Below are 18515 nucleotides of genomic sequence, written 5' to 3' on the forward strand. Positions count from 1 at the left end.
GGCCGTCGAAGGCATGACCCAAGGCGAAGGCGCCTCGCCGGAGAGGTCAATGCGTCAAAGCACCGATCACCGCTATCGGCGGTTGTTTGGGAACCAACCCTGCCGGATGGCGTCCTGCAGCCCTTCGCGGTATGTCGCGAATGTTGGCTTCCAGCCCAGCGCCTCGCGCGTGCCCCGGCTGTCGATGCGCTTGTTGCTCGCATAGAACCGCCGTAACGCCGGGCCTACCGATGGGTCATCCCACGCCACCGCTGGCGGCATCGCAAACCCACCCAGCTTCGCCGCGAACGCCAACACGTCCTGCGGCGCCGCCGGCTCATCATCGGCAGGCAGATACAACGCCTCACCCGGGCGATCCATCGCCGCGACAACCACCGCCGCCAGATCCTCCACATGCAGCCGGTTGAACTTCAACCCCGGCCTCACCACATGCCGCGCCCGGCCTTCCGCCAACTGCACGAGCGCATTGCGCCCGCGACCGTAGATCCCCGGCAAGCGGAACACCGCAGACGCCACGCCTTTCCCGCGAGCAAATTCGCGCCACTGCGCCTCGGCCAGCAACCGCCGCCGCGCAGTGTCATCCACCGCATCGGCTACCGACGTCTCGTCGATCCAGCCACCCTCGCGGTCGGCATACACCGCCGTTGAAGAGAGATAGCCCACCCAGCCAAGTGCCGGGCTCTCCTGCAACTCCGCAGCCACCAGCCGCAATGCGGGATCGCCGCCTTCATCAGGCGGCACCGTACAGATCACGGCCTCCGCGCTGCGGATAGCCTCACGCAGCGCATCATCAATGGGCTGCCCAGCCACCAAGCAGTGGCGGACAACACCATCATCAGGCGCTGCATCCGGCTCCCGCACCGTGCCACTGCAGGCCACGCCCCGCGCCCGCAACAGCGCCGCCACGCGCCGCCCGCTGTACCCAAGCCCCAACACCAGAACCCGCGTCGGTGCACCGCCGGCGGCCATGATCAGCCCGCGCGCTGGCGCTGGTAAGCCTGCAGGTGTGCATACGCCACCGCCAGCAGCGGCGCCGCCTGGCCGGCCGCGCGTGCCCGCACCAGCATGTCGCCCACGATCTGCTCGGCTTCCACCTGCTGGCCGGCCTCCAGATCGCGCAGCATCGACGCCTTCAGCGCCGAGCCTGCCTGCGTGGTCGCGGCCAGTGCCACGGCCTGCGCCTTCTCCGGAATCGGTTCACCCGCCGCCTCGGCCACCGCCAGGCATTCGGCATACAGCGCGCGCACGATCTCCGCACCATCATCCGTGGTCACGATCGTGCCCACATCCGCCCGCATCAGGCAGGTTGCCGCCGCCAAGGTGGTCAGGAACGTGTACTTCACCCACTGCTCCTGCCCAATGGCATCGCTGGCCACATGGTCCACCCCGGCCTGCACGCACGCCGCCGCCAGGGCCAGTACCCGCGCACTGCTGCCCGGCGTATCACGCTCGCCAAAGGTCAGCTTCGCCGCAGGGGCCAGGTGCAGTACCGCGCCATCGTCGGCCTTGGTCGCACTGATGAAGCACAGCCCGCCCAGCACCGCATCGCGGCCGAAGCGTGCATCCAGTGCCGCGTAGTGGCGCAGCCCGTTGAGGATCGGCAGCACCGTCGTACGCGACGACACCGCCGGTGCAATCGCCTCGATGGAGCTGTCCAGGTCGTAGGCCTTGCAGCTCAGGATCACCAGATCGAAGGGCTGCTCTGCAGCAAGCGCAGGCAGCGCATCAGCAGTGACGTGGGCGACCGGGAAGGTCGCATCACCCAACGGGCTGCGGATGACGAGCCCTTCGCTGTCCAGCTGTGCTGCGCGGGCAGGGCGCACCAGGAAGGTTACGTCGACCCCAGCCTGGGCCAGACGACCGCCGAAATAACCGCCAGTGCCACCGGCGCCCAGTACAAGAATGCGCATTACCTTTCTCCATTAATCCTGAGGGCCGGCCAACGGCCGGCGCTACCGGTAACGTCGCGGTGAGCTTCTGCCTTTCGCTCCGTCACCGACCAAATGTCGAAGGTGGGGCGGGGTGGGTTTGCGGGGGTGTGAGCCGCATGGATGCGGCGACCAAGCCCCCAAGGATGGGTTCACGGCGTCCCCCGCAAACCCACACCGCTCCGCCAAACCGTCAGGAATCACAGAGCCGACGCCTTTGCCTTTGACGTTAGCCTCAGCTCCGCATACCCACGCCACGCTTGAGCAGCCACAGCGCCAGCGCCGTCAGCACCACCACGAAACCGATCATCAGTGCGTAGGCCACCCACAGCGGCACATCGCTCGTACCCAGCAGGCCATAGCGGAACGCGTTCACCATGTAGAAGATCGGGTTCGCATGCGTGGCCGCTTCGGCCCATGTCGGCAGCAGCTTCACCGAATAGAACACGCCGCCCAGGTAGGTCAACGGGGTCAGGATGAAGGTCGGCACGATCGCCACGTCATCGAACTTCTTGGCGTACACCGCATTGATGAAGCCGGCCAGCGAGAAGATCGTCGCGCCCAGCAGCACCGTGGTCAGCGTCACCAGCGGGTGCGGAATGCGTACCGGCGTGAAGAACATCGCGATGAGCAGCACGATCACGCCCACCATCAGCCCGCGCAGCACCGCACCGGCCACGTACCCCCACAGGATCACCCAGTTCGGCATCGGGCTCACCAGCAGCTCTTCCACGTGGCGCCCGAACTTCGCCCCGAAGAACGACGAACTGATGTTGCCGTAGCTGTTCTGGATCACGCTCATCATCACCAGGCCCGGCACGATGAACTGCATGTAGCTGTAGCCGCCCATCTCGCCCACGCGCGAACCGATCAGCCCGCCGAAGATCAGGAAGTACAGCGTCATCGTGATCGCCGGCGGCACCAGCGTCTGGCCCCAGATGCGCAGGATGCGCGCCACTTCGCGGCGCACGATCGTCATCAGCGCAATCCGGTTGCGCTGGCCGTCGGTCAGGACCGGGGTCGGGGTGCTGCTCATGCCGCGTTCTCCTGGTTGCCGGTGAGGCGCACGAACAGCTCCTCCAGGCGGTTGCTCTTGGTCCGCATCGACCGCACCCGGATGCCCGACGCGTTCAGCGCCGCGAACACCCGGTTCAGATCCATCGCGCGCGGCATGTCCACATCCAGCGTGTGCCCGTCGATGGCCACCATCGTGGTGCCCTCGATCACCGGCAGCTGCGCCGGCAGCTCACCGTCGATATCGAACAGGAAGCCTTCCACGTCCAGCTTGGCCAGCAGCTCGCGCATCGGCCCCTGCGTCACGATCTGGCCGTGGTTGATGATCGCCAGGTTGCGGCACAGGTGCTCGGCCTCTTCCAGGTAATGCGTGGTGAGGATGATCGTGGTGCCAGCCGCGTTGATCTCCTTGAGCACCCGCCACATGTCGCGGCGGATCTCGATATCCACGCCCGCGGTGGGCTCATCCAGGATCAGCAGGCGCGGGCGGGTCATCATCGCCCGGGCGATCATCAGCCGGCGCTTCATGCCGCCCGACAGCGTGCGGCTCATCACCTGCGCCTTTTCCCACAGGTGGGCGCGCTTGAGCTCCTCTTCGGCCATCTTCTCGGCCTCGGCGCGGGCCACGCCATAGAAGCCGGCGTAGTTGACCAGGATGTCGAAGGGTTTCTCGAACAGGTTGAAGTTGATTTCCTGCGGGACCAGGCCGATCAGGCGCATGGTGGCGCTGCGGCTGCGCACCAGGTCGCTGCCGAAGACCTCCACCTGGCCCTCACTGAGGTTCACCAGCGAGCTGATGATGCCGATCAGGGTGGACTTGCCGGCCCCGTTCGGGCCCAGCAGCGCGAAGAAGTCGCCCGGGGCAACATCCAGCGAAACCCCTTTCAGGGCCTGGGTGCCGTTGTCATAGGTCTTGCGCAGGTCGCGCACCCGCAGGGCGGGGGCGGTACTGGTCGCGGGAGTATTCTGGGATGCCAAGCTCTTGCCTTCGCGCCCATGGGACGGCGCTGGATAGGGGCGGGGGAGCGGCTATTATAGAAGGCCTCAGGGGTTTGCCCCGGCTACACACTGTTTCCCAAATTCGTGCCTGTTCAATTCCCCCTCAAGCTGATCGACCGGCGCATGCTGGCCCCCACCGTCGGCCACTACCAGTTCCTGCGTGATGACGGCCAACCGCTGGATTTCCAGCCCGGGCAGTTCATCCAGGTCCATTTCGAGTACGCCGACGGCACCGCCACCAAGCGCAGCTATTCCCTGGCCACGATCCATGACCACGCCCTGGGACCGGGCGAAGCCGTTGATATTGCAGTCAGCTTTGTGCCCGGCGGCGCCGCCACGGCCCTGTTCGAGGGCCTGGACCTGGGCGGCCACGTGACCGCCAGCGGCCCGTTCGGCCGGTTCTGCCTGATGCCGGGCGACCACAACGCCCGCTACCTGCTCATCGCCACCGGCACCGGGGTCACCCCGTACCGCTCCATGCTGCCGCTGCTGGCCACCGCCATGGCCGAACGCGGGGTGGAAGTGGTGCTGTTCCAAGGCGCCCGCAGCCCCGAAGAGCTGCTCTACAGCGAGGACTTCTACGCCTTCGCCGCCGCCCACCCGGGCTTCCGCTACGTGCCGTGCCTGTCCCGCGAGCTGCCCGAGAACCCGCACCCGGACGTCCGCCATGGCTACGTGCAGCAGCACCTGGCCGAATTCGCCCCGAACCCGGCCACCGACATCGCCTACCTGTGCGGCAACCCGGACATGGTGGATGCGACCTTCGAGGCATTGAAGGACGCGGGCTTGCCGACGCCGCAGGTGCGGCGGGAGAAGTACGTCAGCAGCAAGTAACGCTGGGCTGGAGTAAGGGGGCTAGAATGCCCCCATCAGATCCGGAGCTACCGCCATGACGCCCCCCGTGACTGCCAAGCAGGAAGTCGCCCAGTTGCTGAATCAACTGCCGGACGATTCCACGCTCGAAGACATCCAGTACCACGTCTATGTGTTGGAGAAGATCCAGCGCGGGCTCGCTGATGTGGATGCTGGCCGGGTCCACACCACAGAACAGGCGCGCGAGCGGCTGGGTAAATGGCTGGACCGCTGAATTGGACGAGCGAGGCGCTCGACGATATCGACGCCATCGCAGAGTTCATTGCACGAGACTCCCCGCGCCACGCCAGACGGATCATCGAAGCGCTGTTTGAGCTGGGCGATGTGATTGAAGTCCATCCCTTTGCGGGCAGGGTAGTGCCTGAGGTTGGCCGTACAAGCCTGCGAGAGCGGTTCCTCTACAGCTATCGAGTCATTTTACGAAATTCGTGCTGACCAGATTGCAGTACTCGCAGTCCTTCACGGTAAGCGACTGCTTGATTCTGTCGACGAGCGGCTGGGCGGCTGACGTTCGGGCATATGCGCTGGAAGCTTCAGCGGGCTGGAATCGACCCACTCGCGAGGTATGTTGCCAACACGCGGTCTTCGATCTCGTACTCGCCTTTCTCACCCCTGGGTGCCAGCACCAGGTTCTTCACCAGTCGATTGACGGCGGTTTGAACCCGCTGGGGATTACAGGCGTTCTTCTCCTCGAGTCGATCAGTGACCATGGCCCTGAAGTCCGGCCCGCTACAAGCTTCAGCAGATGCCCGCCTTGTGCGGGCATTTCGCTTTCTGTCTCGGCTGCGGCGAGCCGGTCTTCCAGTTCTGGCGAGGATTCGGCGAACACGCGCATCGAGTCCGACGAGGACTAAAGCAGAAATTATGGGTATTTGTGGCAGAAATCATAATTATGGTTTTCATCATAAAGGACCATAATTCTGACCGCTCCTATGAACGGCAGCCTCAGCGCGACATCCGCCGCATCCCTTGCGGCCAGCGGCGCGGGCAAAAGCGTCACCTCGCTTGATCGAAATTACCAAAGAGTTCTGGCGTTGCGATTGATGCCGTATCGGGTGGGTCGCCCAGGTGCCTGATTTCCGGTCCTTGGCCGGCAATCGCCGCTACGGCCGCGGCGACAACGCAAGCAAACACCATCGGACAGCAGTGCTACGTTGAGACAATGCTCAATGCCCGGACCGCGTATGGCCCGTTGCACACACTGAGGTTCGCGAGCATGTCAGTACAGGGAGAGTACGAGCTGGCTGCTCGCTTTCAGAAGCTGGTTGAATCCGTTGATGATTCACGGCGGAAGAGTGATGCGGATGCCTTTGCTTTTGCCTACCTGCTGACCCCCAAGCAGGCCGATGAAATCGACAGGGTCTGCGACGAAAACAGGTGGGAACGAGTGAACTGCTACGCGATCATGATCAAGCCTGGCTACATCCGGCACGTAATCGCAGCTCGAAGAAACAAAGATGGCCTTTCGGTGGCCGAAATCGCAACCATCGTTGCGAAGGCATACAGCCCGCGAAGCCTGTTGCGGTTCAATCCCCCAAGCGGCGAGACCGGCAGCGACAGGAAAAGTGACCGTCAGTCGCTAATTCTCAACACTCACCAGAAAGTGCTGTTACGTGGAACGCCGTACTATGCCGCCGCGATCCTGGAGATCCGAATCGAAGGGTCTAGAAGGTATTTGGCCCCGGTAACGTGCTATCACGCGACCGAGGCCAAGAAACGCAGAATACTGAAGTGACTACGTAGGAAGGACGGCCTCACTGGCAGGTTTCCACACTCAAGTGAACAACCCATCCGCCAGCAATTTCCCTTCATGTGCCCCTTGAGAGGCTTCGCAGCTCCGCCGACAAATTTTCTGCTGTCTGCGTAGTCAAGTTAACTATAGCTGCCGGGAGAGGCCCCTTCAAGCGTCACCAATATCCGGTGCGCAAAGCTTTGGACTCCGTCCCACCACGTCGCAACACTTTGTGAGATTGGCCGTATTTGATGGCTCTGTTTCCTGCCGCGATGTCGGCAATCGACCCTGACGGCTATGGGAGAGCCTGGGTTGATCGGCCCTACGAGAGGATTGCTGGCCTCGGGATACAGCAGTTCCGCTACGCACTGTGCTTTACGAACTCCCTTGGCACGTGGTCGGTCAGCCAAACGCCATTGCCAGCCTGGAAGAACGTATAGCCCTGTTGATGCATGCGAAGCGCATCAACTGTCAGCACGATAGGACTGCCGTAACGCTGGCCAACGGTCGTGGCGGTGGTGGTGTCCTCGGAAAGGTGCACATGGTGTCGCTGGCCCGGACGCAGCCCTTCCGCCAGGATCGACTCAAGGTTCCGCGTCGCCGTTCCGTGGTAGAGCAATGCAGGGGGAACCTTGGCAATGTGCTGTATGGCAACGCTATCGGTGGAGTGACCTTGCACTGCACGAATGCGGCTGTTGTCATCGGAGAGGGTGAAGCGCTTCTTGTCGTTTGTGCTCACGATCTGCTGGATGAGTGCCAGATCCAGCTCTCGGCCGGCGGACGTTGCGCCGGCGATCAGTGCATCAACGTCAGCCCACCCTTCGGCGTCCAGCGTCAGCCCGACAGCGTCGGGCTGATGACGCAGTACGTAGCTGAGGAACTTGCTGGTCTCTGTGAGTTGCTTTGTCATCTGTCTATTTCCTTAAGCCGGCGTGTACGCTGATTCAATTGGCAGCGCCGCCATGGCCTCATCCAGTCTTTCTTCCCGTACCAACCTGCAGATCCGATGGGCCAGCGGCGTGACATCGGTGACACGCTGGATCCACTCCCCGGTGTACAGGCGCACGGCCTCGCCACTCAATCCGATCTGGATGGCGCGGTGCTCCAGCGGCCGGTGGTGCAGGTCACGCTCCGGGTCCCATTGCACGCGGACCGGTGAGCGGCTCTTGAGCGCCTCCCATTCCTGTGCGTCCATGCCCGGTTCGGGGTGGCTGGTACAGCCGTGAGCCAGTGCCCATGCGAAGCCCTCATGGGTGATGTCGATGGCCAGGATGCGGGACTGACCCGGATCTTTGTAGCCCCATCCGGCGCGATACATCATCCACAGGAAGGAGGGCTTGATCCACGTCATCCGCTCCATCTTGAAGGTCGGGGCGACGAAGGTCTGGTGCTTGAGGGCGCTGTCGGCGATGGTGTCCGAGTAGGCCTGGTAAACGCGAAGGGTGGAACCGTCGTACTGGTCGCGGATCTGCCGCGCCGGAGTCGTTGTCGTTGTCATTTCGCTCCTTATAGCCGAGCTCGCGCAGCCGATCGCCCAGCGGGCGACGGGCGGTCGTTTGCATTGGATCATCGGCGGCGCCGCGGCCATCGATTCCTCTCGGGTATCAGGCCGGACGAATGCTGCTGGACATGCATCATTGGCGGGCTGAGGAACGCACCGTCGTACCTAGCGAAGCTTGGATTGATTGTTACTACTGAACCCGCCCTCTTCATATGCGGAGACTGTTGGTAGCTGCGCTTTCAGCGCCATATGCGTCATCGAGAAGGTTTTGCCTACCGAAGTCTGGAAACCAAGAGGCACAAACAATTTCCCATCGTTGGCAGCGGCGCGCATGGTGTGTTCCGGAGCGTAGAAACTCCAAAAACACGAGAATTGGATGTCCTGCGTCGGGAGGGTGGCTAATACAACACCCTCGTGGAAATACGCCCGCCGAGTTTTCGTGTTTTACGGTTTCTAACCTCCCGACTCCCTCGCCATCCCGGCGAGGGATCTTCCTACTGGAGGCACACCATGAAAAGGCAGCGACCCGACGACAGCTACAACGACTACCCTTCCCAATCCGCGATTGCCCGGCGCGCACGCGAACGCCGTACGCAATCCCCGCCGTGCACGCCACCCGCACACTTCCACGAAGAGCTGAAGGTTCCCTACCTTAAGATCCGCGGCCAGTGGCTGCGGCAGATGGGCTTCAACGTGGGTCGCAAGCTGCAGATCGAAGCCTGCGCTGGCGTCATCACCATCAAGCTGCTGGGCACGCCGGCAGTCGAAGATCCACGGGTGCCCAGGTTCGTGGAACGCACGATCTTCCACGGCGAAGTCAACGCCGACCTGGGGCAGTTCTTGCCCGAGGACGTCATCCCATGAAGAAGCAGGTTTACTTGCGGGTGAAGGTGGATCCCGTCCTACGCCGCGCCTTCCAGCTCTCCGCGTGGCGCAGCGAACGATCACCCAGCTACGTGCTCCGGTCCTTGATCCAGAACTGCGTGTCCTTGGATCGGAACCTCAATGGCCTTGATATTGAGGTCTGGGGCGATTCCTTCCCGCTGGAAGATGAAGCGACGAGGCAGCCGATCCGGCAGCGCTCCCGGTGAAGAGGTGGCAACGCCACCGCTACCCGGAGCGCTCTGCCATGTAAGTGTTCGCACCACGCACCACTGCAAATCCGGTTACGGGCCCGTCTCCGGCAAGTTCAGCACCCTATCCTGGTCGGTCTCCTCGCGCTGGCGCAGGGACGAAACCCCTCGTCGAATCGGGCATGTCACATCCAGCCGCCCATCCGTCATGGCATGCTGAGACCCTTCAATCCAGGATGCGATCGAAATGCGACTTTCCTGCCGTCCCCTGGCCACCAGTGCGGCGTTGCGGCTGCTGGCGGCCTGCCAGGCCACTCCGGATGCACCCCCGGAAGCGGCTGAGCGCCAGTACTGAACACTGACGTTCATGCCCTGCACCCTCACCAGCGCCCAGGCCAGCAACAACGTCGAAGCCGAGTGCGCCACCCTGCAGGTGCCTGAAAACCCAGAGGCGCCCGATGGCCGCTACTGCGATGGCTGGGCGCACACAAACCTCGCCCTACGGATGTCCCGACCCGGCTAAAGGGGCATTGGCCGCCACTAAAGTGGTACCACCAAGAGTGGTTAAGAGAGTCCGGCCCGCTTCACGCTTCAGCAGATGCCCGCCCAAAGCGGGCATTTTGCCTTTCACACCTTCAGATGGGATCGACTATTTTTTCAAGGCGTCCCGCGCTGTCGTAAAGGAAGTATCTTTCATCATGGAGGCCGTAGGAGCAGCGACCCTCCGCGGAGCGGGAAAATGAGGCCACGACTGTCAAGCCACCCTCCCGCGGTAGCACTTGATAGTTGCACCCGCTGAAGTCGCCCGTGCAGAACGATCTGGACTCCGTGCGTGCCGATGCTAAAGCCGCTTCCGCCTCGGGGCCAGAAGCGAACATACGCACTTTGCCCCCGCACTCGACGGTTGGAGGCTCCTCGGTGCATCCAATCAAGGTGCATCCTGTCAATAGAAGCGTTATCAGCGGTTGTCTCATGGCGCTGTCCGGTCAATCCCAGTACGTCCCATTCTCCACGCGCGGAATGAAGATCTGTTCAATCTGATTGATCCGGTCCTGGATCACATTCCGGCAGACATCGTTGTCGCAGCTCAGAGGGGAACGCTTTGACTTGAGACACTGCAATTCCACACGGTGTGCGGCGAGTTCGGTAGCCCTCAATTCTTCCATTGTATCGAAGGTGACATCACCGAGAGGGCCAATTCCTCCCAGCCACGAGTAGTAGCGACAAATCCCTGGATCGGCGCGGTTGGCATCCGCGGCGTGGCTGCGCTCATGCGCGAGTAGGCAGTCACCCAAGCACTCTTTTTGGTATGAATCCAAAGCTCCCCAGCGCACATAGGGGACGACGGAGCCCCCTTCACAGCGGATGGATCCCTTTTCGCCGCGTTTCGGTGGTGTTGACGGCTGCCTGATGGCCTTGAGTCCAAACGGGTCGTACGCGCCGGTGGGCATGCCATTGGCATAGCCGTACGTGCTGGGACCGGCAGCAAGGCCAAGGGGATCGCTCTGCACATAGCGCCCGATGCCAAAATCGTAATCACGGAAGTAATTGTGATTCAGGCCCGTGGCCGAGTCATAGCGTTGGCCGGGGAAGCGCATATCGAACGTGAATGCAGTGCCGTCTCGATCCGGGTCTTCATCGGGTGCACTGTTCCCGAAGGCTTCACCTGCCATATCCCACGTCCAGATGGGCACGTTCCGGTAAGTATCAATCACGGCGCGCGGCGTACCCAAATGATCGGTCTCGATGAAATGCACCTTTCCCTGAGCAATCACGCTCACGGGAAGATCGTCCATCCAGACCACCAGCTGCACCGCCGCTTCGCCGTCGAAGTCTCCCAACCAACGGCCGTCCTCGTCGAAGATGCTGTAGATCCGTGTGTCGGCTAGACCCCTGCAGACGCGCTCACCGTGTCCGTTATAAATGTACTCCACCACCGACCCAGTGCCACGCTCGGCACGGCTCATGCGGCCAGCGGCGTTGTACTGGAATGCTACGTTGTCTTGGCCAATGAAAACCGTGTTGCCGGCCGCGTCATAGCGCCGGTCCACGTCTCCCACCGACAGCAGTCTGTGGCTTGCCGGTGCATACCTGTACGTCTGGACGCCAATGGCATTGGACACCGTAGTGCGATTGCCTGTGGCATCATATGTGTAGCCTTCGATGACGGCGCCGGTTACCTTATCCTTGAACTCGGTGAGCCGGTTCAGCCCGTCGTAGGCGAATTCAATCGCGGCGCTACCAGGCGTCTGATTAGCGCCCAGCGAGGTGAGGTTGCCCGCTGCATCCCAACCGTATGCGTATTGCGACCCTGGTTGTCCGGGGGCCGCGCTAGAGATGGTCGACGGGCGGTAGTTGAGGTCCACCGTTCGCGTGATCGTGCGACCGCCTGCAAACGTCCAGCCCGCCACGTTCCCGAACGGGTGATGGGACACGTTGGTCACCAGTACTTGTCGGTCACCGCCGGCCTGCGTCAGCCCGATCTCCGTGGTGCGTCCGGCCGCGTCGCGCACATAGTCCACGCGCATGCCATCAGGGTACTGCAGTGACGACAATCTCCCCGCGGACGTGTAGGCGTATTGAACCGTAAATGCAAGTTCGCCGATCTGCTGCACTTTCCGCGTGACGTTGCCGAACCGGTCGTTGCAGTAACGAGTTTCTCCGCTGGCATCGGTCATGCGGGCCAACCGTCCGGCCGGGAACGACTCGAAAGGATCGCAGTCAGATGGCGCAACGTCGTAGTCGTACGCCATATTGAGCCGGGCGTCGCTGAAGGTAGTGGAGATCAAGCGATTCAGCGCGTCGTGCTTGAAGGCCGTCGTCTCGTCGCGTGCGTCCTTCGTAGACAGCGGGTTGCCTGCACTGTCGTAGGCGTAGTTGGTTTGACCGGTATCCGGACTGGACAAACGCACCAGCTCACCGAATGCGTTGTACTGGTAGAGGGTGCGCAGGCCGTTGGGATCAACGACTTCCCTGATCGCGTCGTTGGCATTGCGTACCACGCCGGTGGTGGCGCCGATGCCGTCTGCATCTTCAGTCACCGAGAGCACTTGACCCCGCGCGTCGTACTCCCTCTTCGTCACGCGACCAAGCGCATCGGTGGCGCGATTTAGGTTGCCGTTGGCGTCGTATGAGAACAGCGCGCGGTTGCCGGTGGCATCGGTAACGGCGTTCAGTCTGCCGAACGCATCGTAAGTGCGCGACATCGTGCGGCGAAGCGTGCCGTGTTCGTCCCTCACATCCTCGCCGATCCGCTTGCCGGCCGCGTCCAGTGTGTAATGAATCGCATTGCCGTCGGCATCCACAACTGCAGCCAGGCGATGGGCGCCGTCGTACGCATATGACGTGAAGCTCCCATCCGGCAGCGTGATGCTGCTGACCAGTCCATTGGGGTAATAGTCGATGCGCGTGGTCTGGTCCGGGGTGCCGCCCCCGGCAACAACGCTGCTGGTCAGGCGTCCGTGAAAATCGTAGATGAAATCCGTCGTGACACCGTTCGCGTCGCGGAGGCTCGCCGCGCGACCCATCGCGTCGTAACGCAGCGTCTCCGACACTTGGCCCGCCGCATTCATCACCTTCCACAGATCGCCCTTCCGCCACAAGCAGTCCGCAATCCTAACCGCGCAGTCAGGATGATCCGATGGGTAGTATTGAAACTTAGTGGTATCGACCACATCGGACCGCGGGCCGTCGATCGCCACTACTAAGCCGGTTAGCGGGCACACCCCCATTTGGACGTCGGCATCGGCACAGTACGTCAGCAGTGTCTGCCGGACACCTGCCGGTGCCGGGGTCTGCGCGCCGCACACATAGGCGGAGGCGCCGCTCACGGCGGGATCCACCTCGCACGTCGCGAAGCGCGCGCCGCTGGCAAGATAGCCGTGCTTGACGGTAGACAGCACGGCTAGGCTCGAACCGGTTTCGCTGCCCCGTATCTCACGCTTGGTCTCGCGTCCAAGTGCATCTCGCGTGTAGAACACCTTCCGCCAACTTTGCGTGGATGCGGCGGTCTCCACCGACGACAGGAACCCGCCTTCGTACGCGTAGGTCGTGGTGTTGCCGGTACGGTCCACGTTCCTGATCAGCTGCGCACTGCTGTAGGTATTGGACACGGTTCCCCTGACGTCGCTAAGGGTCAGGGGTCGGCGATACTGGTTGCTGGCATAGGTGATGGTTCGAGTCCCCAGCCCGTCGGTCGATACCTGTACGGTGTCGGCCCCGGTGTAAGTCACCCGCGTTGCCTCCACCGGGCCGTCGTCTCCTTCAAGCTGACTGCCCGTCACCCTGCCGTCACCATCGTAGGAAAAGGTGGCGTATCGATGGCCGGTTTCGTCGATGATGCCAGTCAGTAGGTGCGTTTTGTCGCTGCCGGACCTGCCAGACTCATTATAAATGTACTGTTTAACGCCCCCCGCCTGACGCACGGCAGAGAGATTTTCAGCAGCATCGTACGCGTACTCTATGGCAGAGCCGTCGGGTCGAACGATGCGCGAGAGACGTCCCGCTTCGTACTCGAACATGGTCCGACGGCCCTGAGCAGTGAGCAGCTGCGACACATTGTCACCTGCATAACTCACAGTGACATTCCTGCCCGCATCGTTGGCATCCCGCAGCAGTACCAATCGACCATCTACATCGAATTCCCGGATCTCGCTGCCGTAGGTGACCCGGTAGCCGATCAGCGGGCTGCCAATCTTCTCGATCACTCGCTCTTGATGTACCAGACTGCGATATCGCGAGCCGCCGGCCGACACGCTTCCCTCGTAGAAGCCGTCCGGGGTGACATAGGCGGGCAGCACGCCCGCGATGACGCGATCAGAAAATGTGGTGCTCCAGCCCGTCGAGATGTTGCCCGAATCCAGTTCCGCCAACGAGTGATAGACCCGTGCGAAGGTCCACCCGGAAATTTGGAAGTCCGGCTCCAGTCGCATCTTGTCGCCGGTGCCCGGGAAGCAGGGGTGTGCGTTGACTGGGCAGGAATCGTACTGCCGCAGCGTCACCTTGATGCTGGGCAGGGGATCCATCGGCACACACCATCGCGTTCCTTCGATCGGCGGTTTGGCTGCGGTAAACCCAACAGACGTGCCCTTGAAGCCCAGAGGGCACAGGTAGACGATCTTCTGGTCGATGGTGAAGAACCAGGTCTTGCTGTTGCCGCCGCAATCGATCTGGTAATCGGCGCGCCGGAAGGTGTCTCCGGGCGTGGTGATGCCCCCGCCGCGGATCGTCTCGAAATGGAATGCGCCATAGCGTCGCCCGTTGAGTGGGGCTTCGGTGGCATACACATACGGGTTTACGTAGCTTCCCGCCAAAGCAGGAGTGCCAACATTGCATTCCTTTGGTCTATATACGCCGCTCTCCCATCTGGACTGCATGGCCTGAGCTTCGGTGGAACAGGAGCGTGGGTAAAGCGGGTTATCGCTTGTGCAGTCCGGCATTGCAGAATCGAAATCCGTGGATGCAAAGGACTTGTAGAACGTTTCCGGCTCCTGATTGTCCACCTTGTAGGTCAAGGTGTAGGTCCGGTCAGATAGAAGCGGCGTCCGACCTGCGCGCTGCAGCAACGAGCCGTAGTTGGAATCGCCCCCCTCAGCGCTTCGGCCTGTGACAGGTCGGGGACGCAGGTGGACTTGTAGCAGTAGGAGGCCTGTTGCGCCAAGGCGCCCTTTGGGGCGAACAGCAACATGCTCGCCATCAGAATTGCTGATCCAATACCGCGCATCTTCATCTTCCATGATCTGTGCCGTAACGGCAGAGAATTGGCCAGCACCTTGACGTTGTCAAGGCAGCGGCGTGCTGCGGTGTGGCGGGGCTGCAGCGGCGACCGTACACCGGCTGACGGTCACATCCGCCGAACCCGTCCGTCATGGCATGCTGAGACCCTTAACTCAAGGACGTGACCGAGCATGCAACGTGCGATCCGACCCCTCGCCACCGGCGCAGCCCTGCTGCTGCTGGCGGCCTGCCAGCCCACCCCGGAAGCGCCGCCTGACGGCGCCCAGCGCCAGTACGGCCAGCTGACCTTCAAGCCCTGCACCCTCACCAGCGCCCAGGCCAGCAACAACGTGGAAGCCGAGTGCGCCACGCTGCAGGTGCCTGAGAACCCCGATGCGCCCACTGGCCGCAGGATCGGGCTCAACATCGCTTGGCTGGATACCGCCAACGAAGGCGAGGGCAAGCAGGACCCGGTGTTCTTCCTGGCCGGCGGGCCGGGCCAATCGGCCACGCAGGTGGCGGCCATCATCAACCAGTCGCTGCGCGAGGTGCGCAAGAAGCGCGACATCATCCTGGTGGACCAGCGTGGCACCGGCAAATCCAACCCGCTCAGCTGCGTGGATGCCGAGGGCAAGGAGCTTTCGTTCGACGAGAACGCGGCGGCCACGCCCGAGGTGATCGCCGAGTTCGCCACCCGCTGCGCCGCCGCGCTGGTCGACCGTGCCGACACCCGCTTCTACACCACCACCCAGGCCATTGGTGACCTGGATGCCGTGCGTGCGGCGCTGGGCGTAGACAAGATCAACCTGGTCGGCGGCTCCTACGGTACCCGCGTGGCCCAGCAGTACGCCGCGCGCTTCCCGCAGCACACCCGTGCGGTGGTGATCGACGGGGTGGCGCCGAACGACCTGGCGGTGGGCGGCGATTTCGCCAACACCTTCGAATCGGCGATCGAGCTGCAGTCCGCCCAGTGCCGCAAGGACGCGGCCTGCGCCAAGCGCTTCCCGGTCGATACCCGCACCCAGCTGCGCAACGTGATGACCACGCTGGCCAAGGCCCCGGTGGTGGTGGAATACCGCGACCCGGGCACCGCTGCGGTACGCCGCGACCCGGTCAGTGCCAACACCGTGACCAGCCTGGCCTTCATGTTCTCGTACATGCCGGAACTGTCCTCGCTGCTGCCGGTGGTGCTGGACGAAGCCGCGCAGGGCCGCTACGCGCCGCTGATGTCGCTCAACAGCCTGGCCACCCGCAACATGGCCGGGCAGATGAACCAGGGCATGCAGTGGTCGGTGATCTGCGCTGAAGACGCCGACCGCTACCAGGAAGGCCCGGCCGGCGACCGCCTGCTCGGCCCGGAAGTGGCGCGCATGTTCTTCGCCGCCTGCCCGGTGTGGAACGTGGGCACGCGCCCGAAGAACTTCACCGCGCCGCTGAGCACCGACGTGCCGGTGCTGCTGCTGTCGGGCGAGTTCGACCCGGTCACTCCGCCGCGCTACGCAGAACAGGTGCTCATGCACCTGCCCAACGGCCGCCACATCGTGGCCAAGGGCCAAGGCCATGGCACCCTCGGCGCCGGCTGCATGCCGCGCCTGCTGGCGCAGTTCATGGACAAGGCCGACGCCAAGGCACTCGACGCCTCCTGCCTGGATACCCTCACCGCGGTGCCGGCCTTCACCTCGTTCAACGGATGGGAACCATGATCGTCGCCGAGAACCTGCATAAAGCCTTCAAGACCAAGAGCGGCCTGATCAAGGCGGTGGACAACGTCGGCTTCCAGGCCGAGGACGGCCGCATCACGGGCCTGCTTGGGCCCAACGGCGCCGGCAAGACCACCACCATGCGCATGCTCTACACGCTGATGTCGCCCGACCAGGGCCGGGTGCTGGTGGACGGTCTGGACGTGGCCACCCACCCGGTGGAGGTCCGCCGCCGGCTGGGCGTGCTGCCCGATGCACGTGGGGTGTACAAGCGGCTGACCGCGCGCGAGAACATCGCCTACTTCGGCGAGCTGCACGGCATGAGCGCGGCCCACATCCGCGAGCGCACCAAGGTGCTCTCTAAGGCGCTGGACATGGAAGACATCCTGGACCGCCAGACCGACGGCTTCTCCCAGGGGCAGCGCACCAAGACCGCCATTGCGCGCGCGCTGGTGCACGACCCACGCAACGTGATCCTGGACGAGCCCACCAACGGCCTGGACGTGATGACCACCCGTGCGCTGCGCGGGTTCCTGCGTGAGCTGCGCGATGAAGGGCGCTGCGTGATCTTCTCCAGCCACATCATGCAGGAGGTGGCCGCGCTGTGCGACACGATCGTGATCATCGCCAAGGGCACGGTGATGGCCGCCGGCACTGCCGATGAACTGCGCGCGCTGACCGGCGAAGCGAACCTGGAAGATGCCTTCGTAAAGGCAATCGGCAATGAAGAAGGACTGCACGCATGAGCGCGTTTGCCACGTTGTTGACCGTCATGCGCAAGGAACTGCGCGACCTTTCGCGGGACCGCCGGACCTTGGCGCTCACCCTGCTGCTGGGGCCACTGCTGTACCCGGTGCTGATCCTGGGCATGGGCAAGCTGGCCGAAACCCGGTTCAAGACCCAGATCGACACCCCGCTGGACATTCCCACCATCGGCCGTGAGCACGCCCCCAACCTGGTGCGCTTCCTGGCCTCGCAGGGACTCAACGCGGTGGACCCGCCGAAGGACCTGACCGCGGAGATCCGTGACCAGAAGATCGACATCGCGCTGCGTATCAGCCCCGAGTTCGGCAAGGACTGGGCCGAGGGCCGGCCGGCACTGGTAGAGATCGTGCAGGACAGCACCCGCCGCGATGCGGACATTCCCACCGCGCGCCTGAAGGCGGCGCTCAACGGCTACAGCCAGCAGGTGGGCGCGCTGCGCTTGCTGGCGCGCGGGATCGACGCGCAGGTGGCACGCCCGCTCGATGTGGCCACCCAGGACCTGGCCACGGCCGAGGCCAAGCGCGGTGTGATGCTGTCGCTGCTGTTGCCGATCCTGCTCACCATCACCTCGTTCCTGGGCGGCGCCTACCTGGTGATGGACACCACCGCGGGTGAGCGCGAGCGGCAATCGCTGGAGCCGTTGCTGGCCACCCCGGCCAAGCGCAGCGCGATCGTCAGCGGCAAGATCGCCGCGGCCTGCGTGGTGGGGGTGGTGTCGCTGCTGCTTACGTTGACGGCTTTCAAGCTCAGCGCGCAGCTGTCCACCGGCGCGGCGGCGCGGCAGCTCAACATGGGGCTGCTGTCGATGCTGCAGATGCTGTTCGTGATGATGCCGATCCTGTTCATCGGTACGTCGCTGCTCACCTTCCTCTCGGCAGCGGCCAAGAGCATGAAGGAGGCGCAGAGCCACATGACCTGGCTGATGCTGCTGCCGATGCTGCCCGGCTATGCATTGATGGTGTACCCGGTGAAGAACGAGCTGTGGCAGCTGGCGGTGCCGTTCCTGGCGCAGAACCAGATGCTGCTGAAGATCATCCGCCACGAAGCGATCAGCGCGCAGATGTGGGCGGTATACCTGGTGGCAGGGTTCGGCCTGGCCGCACTGCTGTGGTTCGCGGCTGTACGCCGTTACCACCAGGAGCGCCTCGCGATCTCCGGTTGATTTCCGGGCTGCTGCGTACCGACCAACGGTCGGTACCTACCGCCACGGCAGCC

The 18515-nt window shown here is 63.3% G+C and carries 17 protein-coding genes; 9 read left to right on the forward strand and 8 right to left on the reverse strand.

Annotation, left to right across the window (positions count from 1 at the left end):
* Positions 1-72: 72 nt before the first annotated feature.
* The 4 genes from ACTJI4_RS00560 to ACTJI4_RS00575 all read right to left on the reverse strand — a co-directional run bounded on the left by ACTJI4_RS00560 (position 73) and on the right by ACTJI4_RS00575 (position 3920).
* On the reverse strand, positions 73-969 hold the full coding sequence (locus ACTJI4_RS00560; protein ID WP_440868226.1) for an epimerase: 897 nt from the start codon (positions 967-969) through the stop codon (positions 73-75).
* A gap of 2 nt (positions 970-971) precedes the next feature.
* The gene (gene panE, locus ACTJI4_RS00565) at positions 972-1910 is read right to left on the reverse strand and encodes a 2-dehydropantoate 2-reductase (RefSeq protein WP_440868227.1); all 939 of its coding nucleotides are present in this window, start codon (positions 1908-1910) and stop codon (positions 972-974) included.
* A 253-nt stretch (positions 1911-2163) separates the two neighbouring features.
* Complete coding sequence (locus ACTJI4_RS00570) at positions 2164-2964, reverse strand: ABC transporter permease (RefSeq protein ID WP_068854422.1); 801 nt, start codon at positions 2962-2964, stop codon at positions 2164-2166.
* Positions 2961-3920 carry an ABC transporter ATP-binding protein gene (locus ACTJI4_RS00575; RefSeq protein WP_392922374.1) on the reverse strand — a complete coding sequence of 320 codons (960 nt, stop codon included), beginning with the start codon at positions 3918-3920 and terminating at the stop codon, positions 2961-2963. The genes ACTJI4_RS00570 and ACTJI4_RS00575 overlap by 4 nt, the downstream gene beginning before the upstream one ends.
* A 105-nt stretch (positions 3921-4025) precedes the next feature.
* Here ACTJI4_RS00575 and ACTJI4_RS00580 point away from each other — a divergent pair, with 105 nt between their 5' ends.
* The 4 genes from ACTJI4_RS00580 to ACTJI4_RS00595 all read left to right on the forward strand — a co-directional run bounded on the left by ACTJI4_RS00580 (position 4026) and on the right by ACTJI4_RS00595 (position 6549).
* Positions 4026-4775 (forward strand): ferredoxin--NADP reductase, encoded by a 750-nt coding sequence (locus ACTJI4_RS00580; protein WP_440868228.1) that lies wholly within the window; start codon positions 4026-4028, stop codon positions 4773-4775.
* A 55-nt stretch (positions 4776-4830) separates the two neighbouring features.
* Complete coding sequence (locus tag ACTJI4_RS00585; RefSeq protein ID WP_440868229.1) at positions 4831-5028, forward strand: hypothetical protein; 198 nt, start codon at positions 4831-4833, stop codon at positions 5026-5028.
* Positions 5013-5249 carry a type II toxin-antitoxin system RelE/ParE family toxin gene (locus ACTJI4_RS00590; protein WP_440868230.1) on the forward strand — a complete coding sequence of 79 codons (237 nt, stop codon included), beginning with the start codon at positions 5013-5015 and terminating at the stop codon, positions 5247-5249. The genes ACTJI4_RS00585 and ACTJI4_RS00590 overlap by 16 nt, the downstream gene beginning before the upstream one ends.
* A 781-nt stretch (positions 5250-6030) precedes the next feature.
* Positions 6031-6549 (forward strand): hypothetical protein, encoded by a 519-nt coding sequence (locus ACTJI4_RS00595; RefSeq protein WP_440868231.1) that lies wholly within the window; start codon positions 6031-6033, stop codon positions 6547-6549.
* Positions 6550-6907: 358 nt separating this feature from the next.
* Here ACTJI4_RS00595 and ACTJI4_RS00600 read toward each other — a convergent pair whose 3' ends face one another.
* The 3 genes from ACTJI4_RS00600 to ACTJI4_RS00610 all read right to left on the reverse strand — a co-directional run bounded on the left by ACTJI4_RS00600 (position 6908) and on the right by ACTJI4_RS00610 (position 8380).
* Positions 6908-7456 (reverse strand): RNA 2'-phosphotransferase, encoded by a 549-nt coding sequence (locus tag ACTJI4_RS00600; protein WP_440868232.1) that lies wholly within the window; start codon positions 7454-7456, stop codon positions 6908-6910.
* Between the two features lie 12 nt (positions 7457-7468).
* Entirely contained in the window at positions 7469-8044 is a 576-nt protein-coding gene (locus ACTJI4_RS00605) for a DUF4291 domain-containing protein (protein ID WP_440868233.1), read from the reverse strand.
* 168 nt (positions 8045-8212) lie between these two features.
* Positions 8213-8380, reverse strand: a complete 168-nt coding sequence (locus tag ACTJI4_RS00610; protein WP_440868234.1) for a hypothetical protein — start codon at positions 8378-8380, stop codon at positions 8213-8215.
* A 177-nt stretch (positions 8381-8557) separates the two neighbouring features.
* Between ACTJI4_RS00610 and ACTJI4_RS00615 the strand changes: the two genes are divergently transcribed.
* Positions 8558-8911, forward strand: coding sequence for a SymE family type I addiction module toxin (locus ACTJI4_RS00615; protein WP_440868235.1), 354 nt, complete (start codon positions 8558-8560; stop codon positions 8909-8911).
* Complete coding sequence (locus tag ACTJI4_RS00620; protein ID WP_440868236.1) at positions 8908-9138, forward strand: hypothetical protein; 231 nt, start codon at positions 8908-8910, stop codon at positions 9136-9138. The genes ACTJI4_RS00615 and ACTJI4_RS00620 overlap by 4 nt, the downstream gene beginning before the upstream one ends.
* Before the next feature lie 968 nt (positions 9139-10106).
* Here the strand turns inward: ACTJI4_RS00620 and ACTJI4_RS00625 are convergent.
* A complete protein-coding gene (locus ACTJI4_RS00625) occupies positions 10107-14633 on the reverse strand; it encodes an RHS repeat-associated core domain-containing protein (protein WP_440868237.1) in 4527 nt (1508 codons plus the stop codon).
* A gap of 393 nt (positions 14634-15026) precedes the next feature.
* On the opposite strand from ACTJI4_RS00625, the gene ACTJI4_RS00630 reads away from it, so the two are divergent.
* From ACTJI4_RS00630 to ACTJI4_RS00640, 3 genes are read left to right on the forward strand one after another with little or no spacing between them, the layout of a single operon-like run.
* Positions 15027-16538, forward strand: a complete 1512-nt coding sequence (locus tag ACTJI4_RS00630; RefSeq protein WP_440868238.1) for an alpha/beta hydrolase — start codon at positions 15027-15029, stop codon at positions 16536-16538.
* Positions 16535-17281, forward strand: coding sequence for an ABC transporter ATP-binding protein (locus ACTJI4_RS00635; RefSeq protein ID WP_440868239.1), 747 nt, complete (start codon positions 16535-16537; stop codon positions 17279-17281). Before ACTJI4_RS00630 ends, ACTJI4_RS00635 begins: the two co-directional genes overlap by 4 nt.
* The gene (locus tag ACTJI4_RS00640; protein WP_392922400.1) at positions 17278-18462 is read left to right on the forward strand and encodes an ABC transporter permease; all 1185 of its coding nucleotides are present in this window, start codon (positions 17278-17280) and stop codon (positions 18460-18462) included. Before ACTJI4_RS00635 ends, ACTJI4_RS00640 begins: the two co-directional genes overlap by 4 nt.
* Positions 18463-18515 lie beyond the last annotated feature (53 nt).

The organism is Stenotrophomonas sp. 22385 (assembly GCF_052045085.1).
GTDB lineage: Bacteria > Pseudomonadota > Gammaproteobacteria > Xanthomonadales > Xanthomonadaceae > Stenotrophomonas.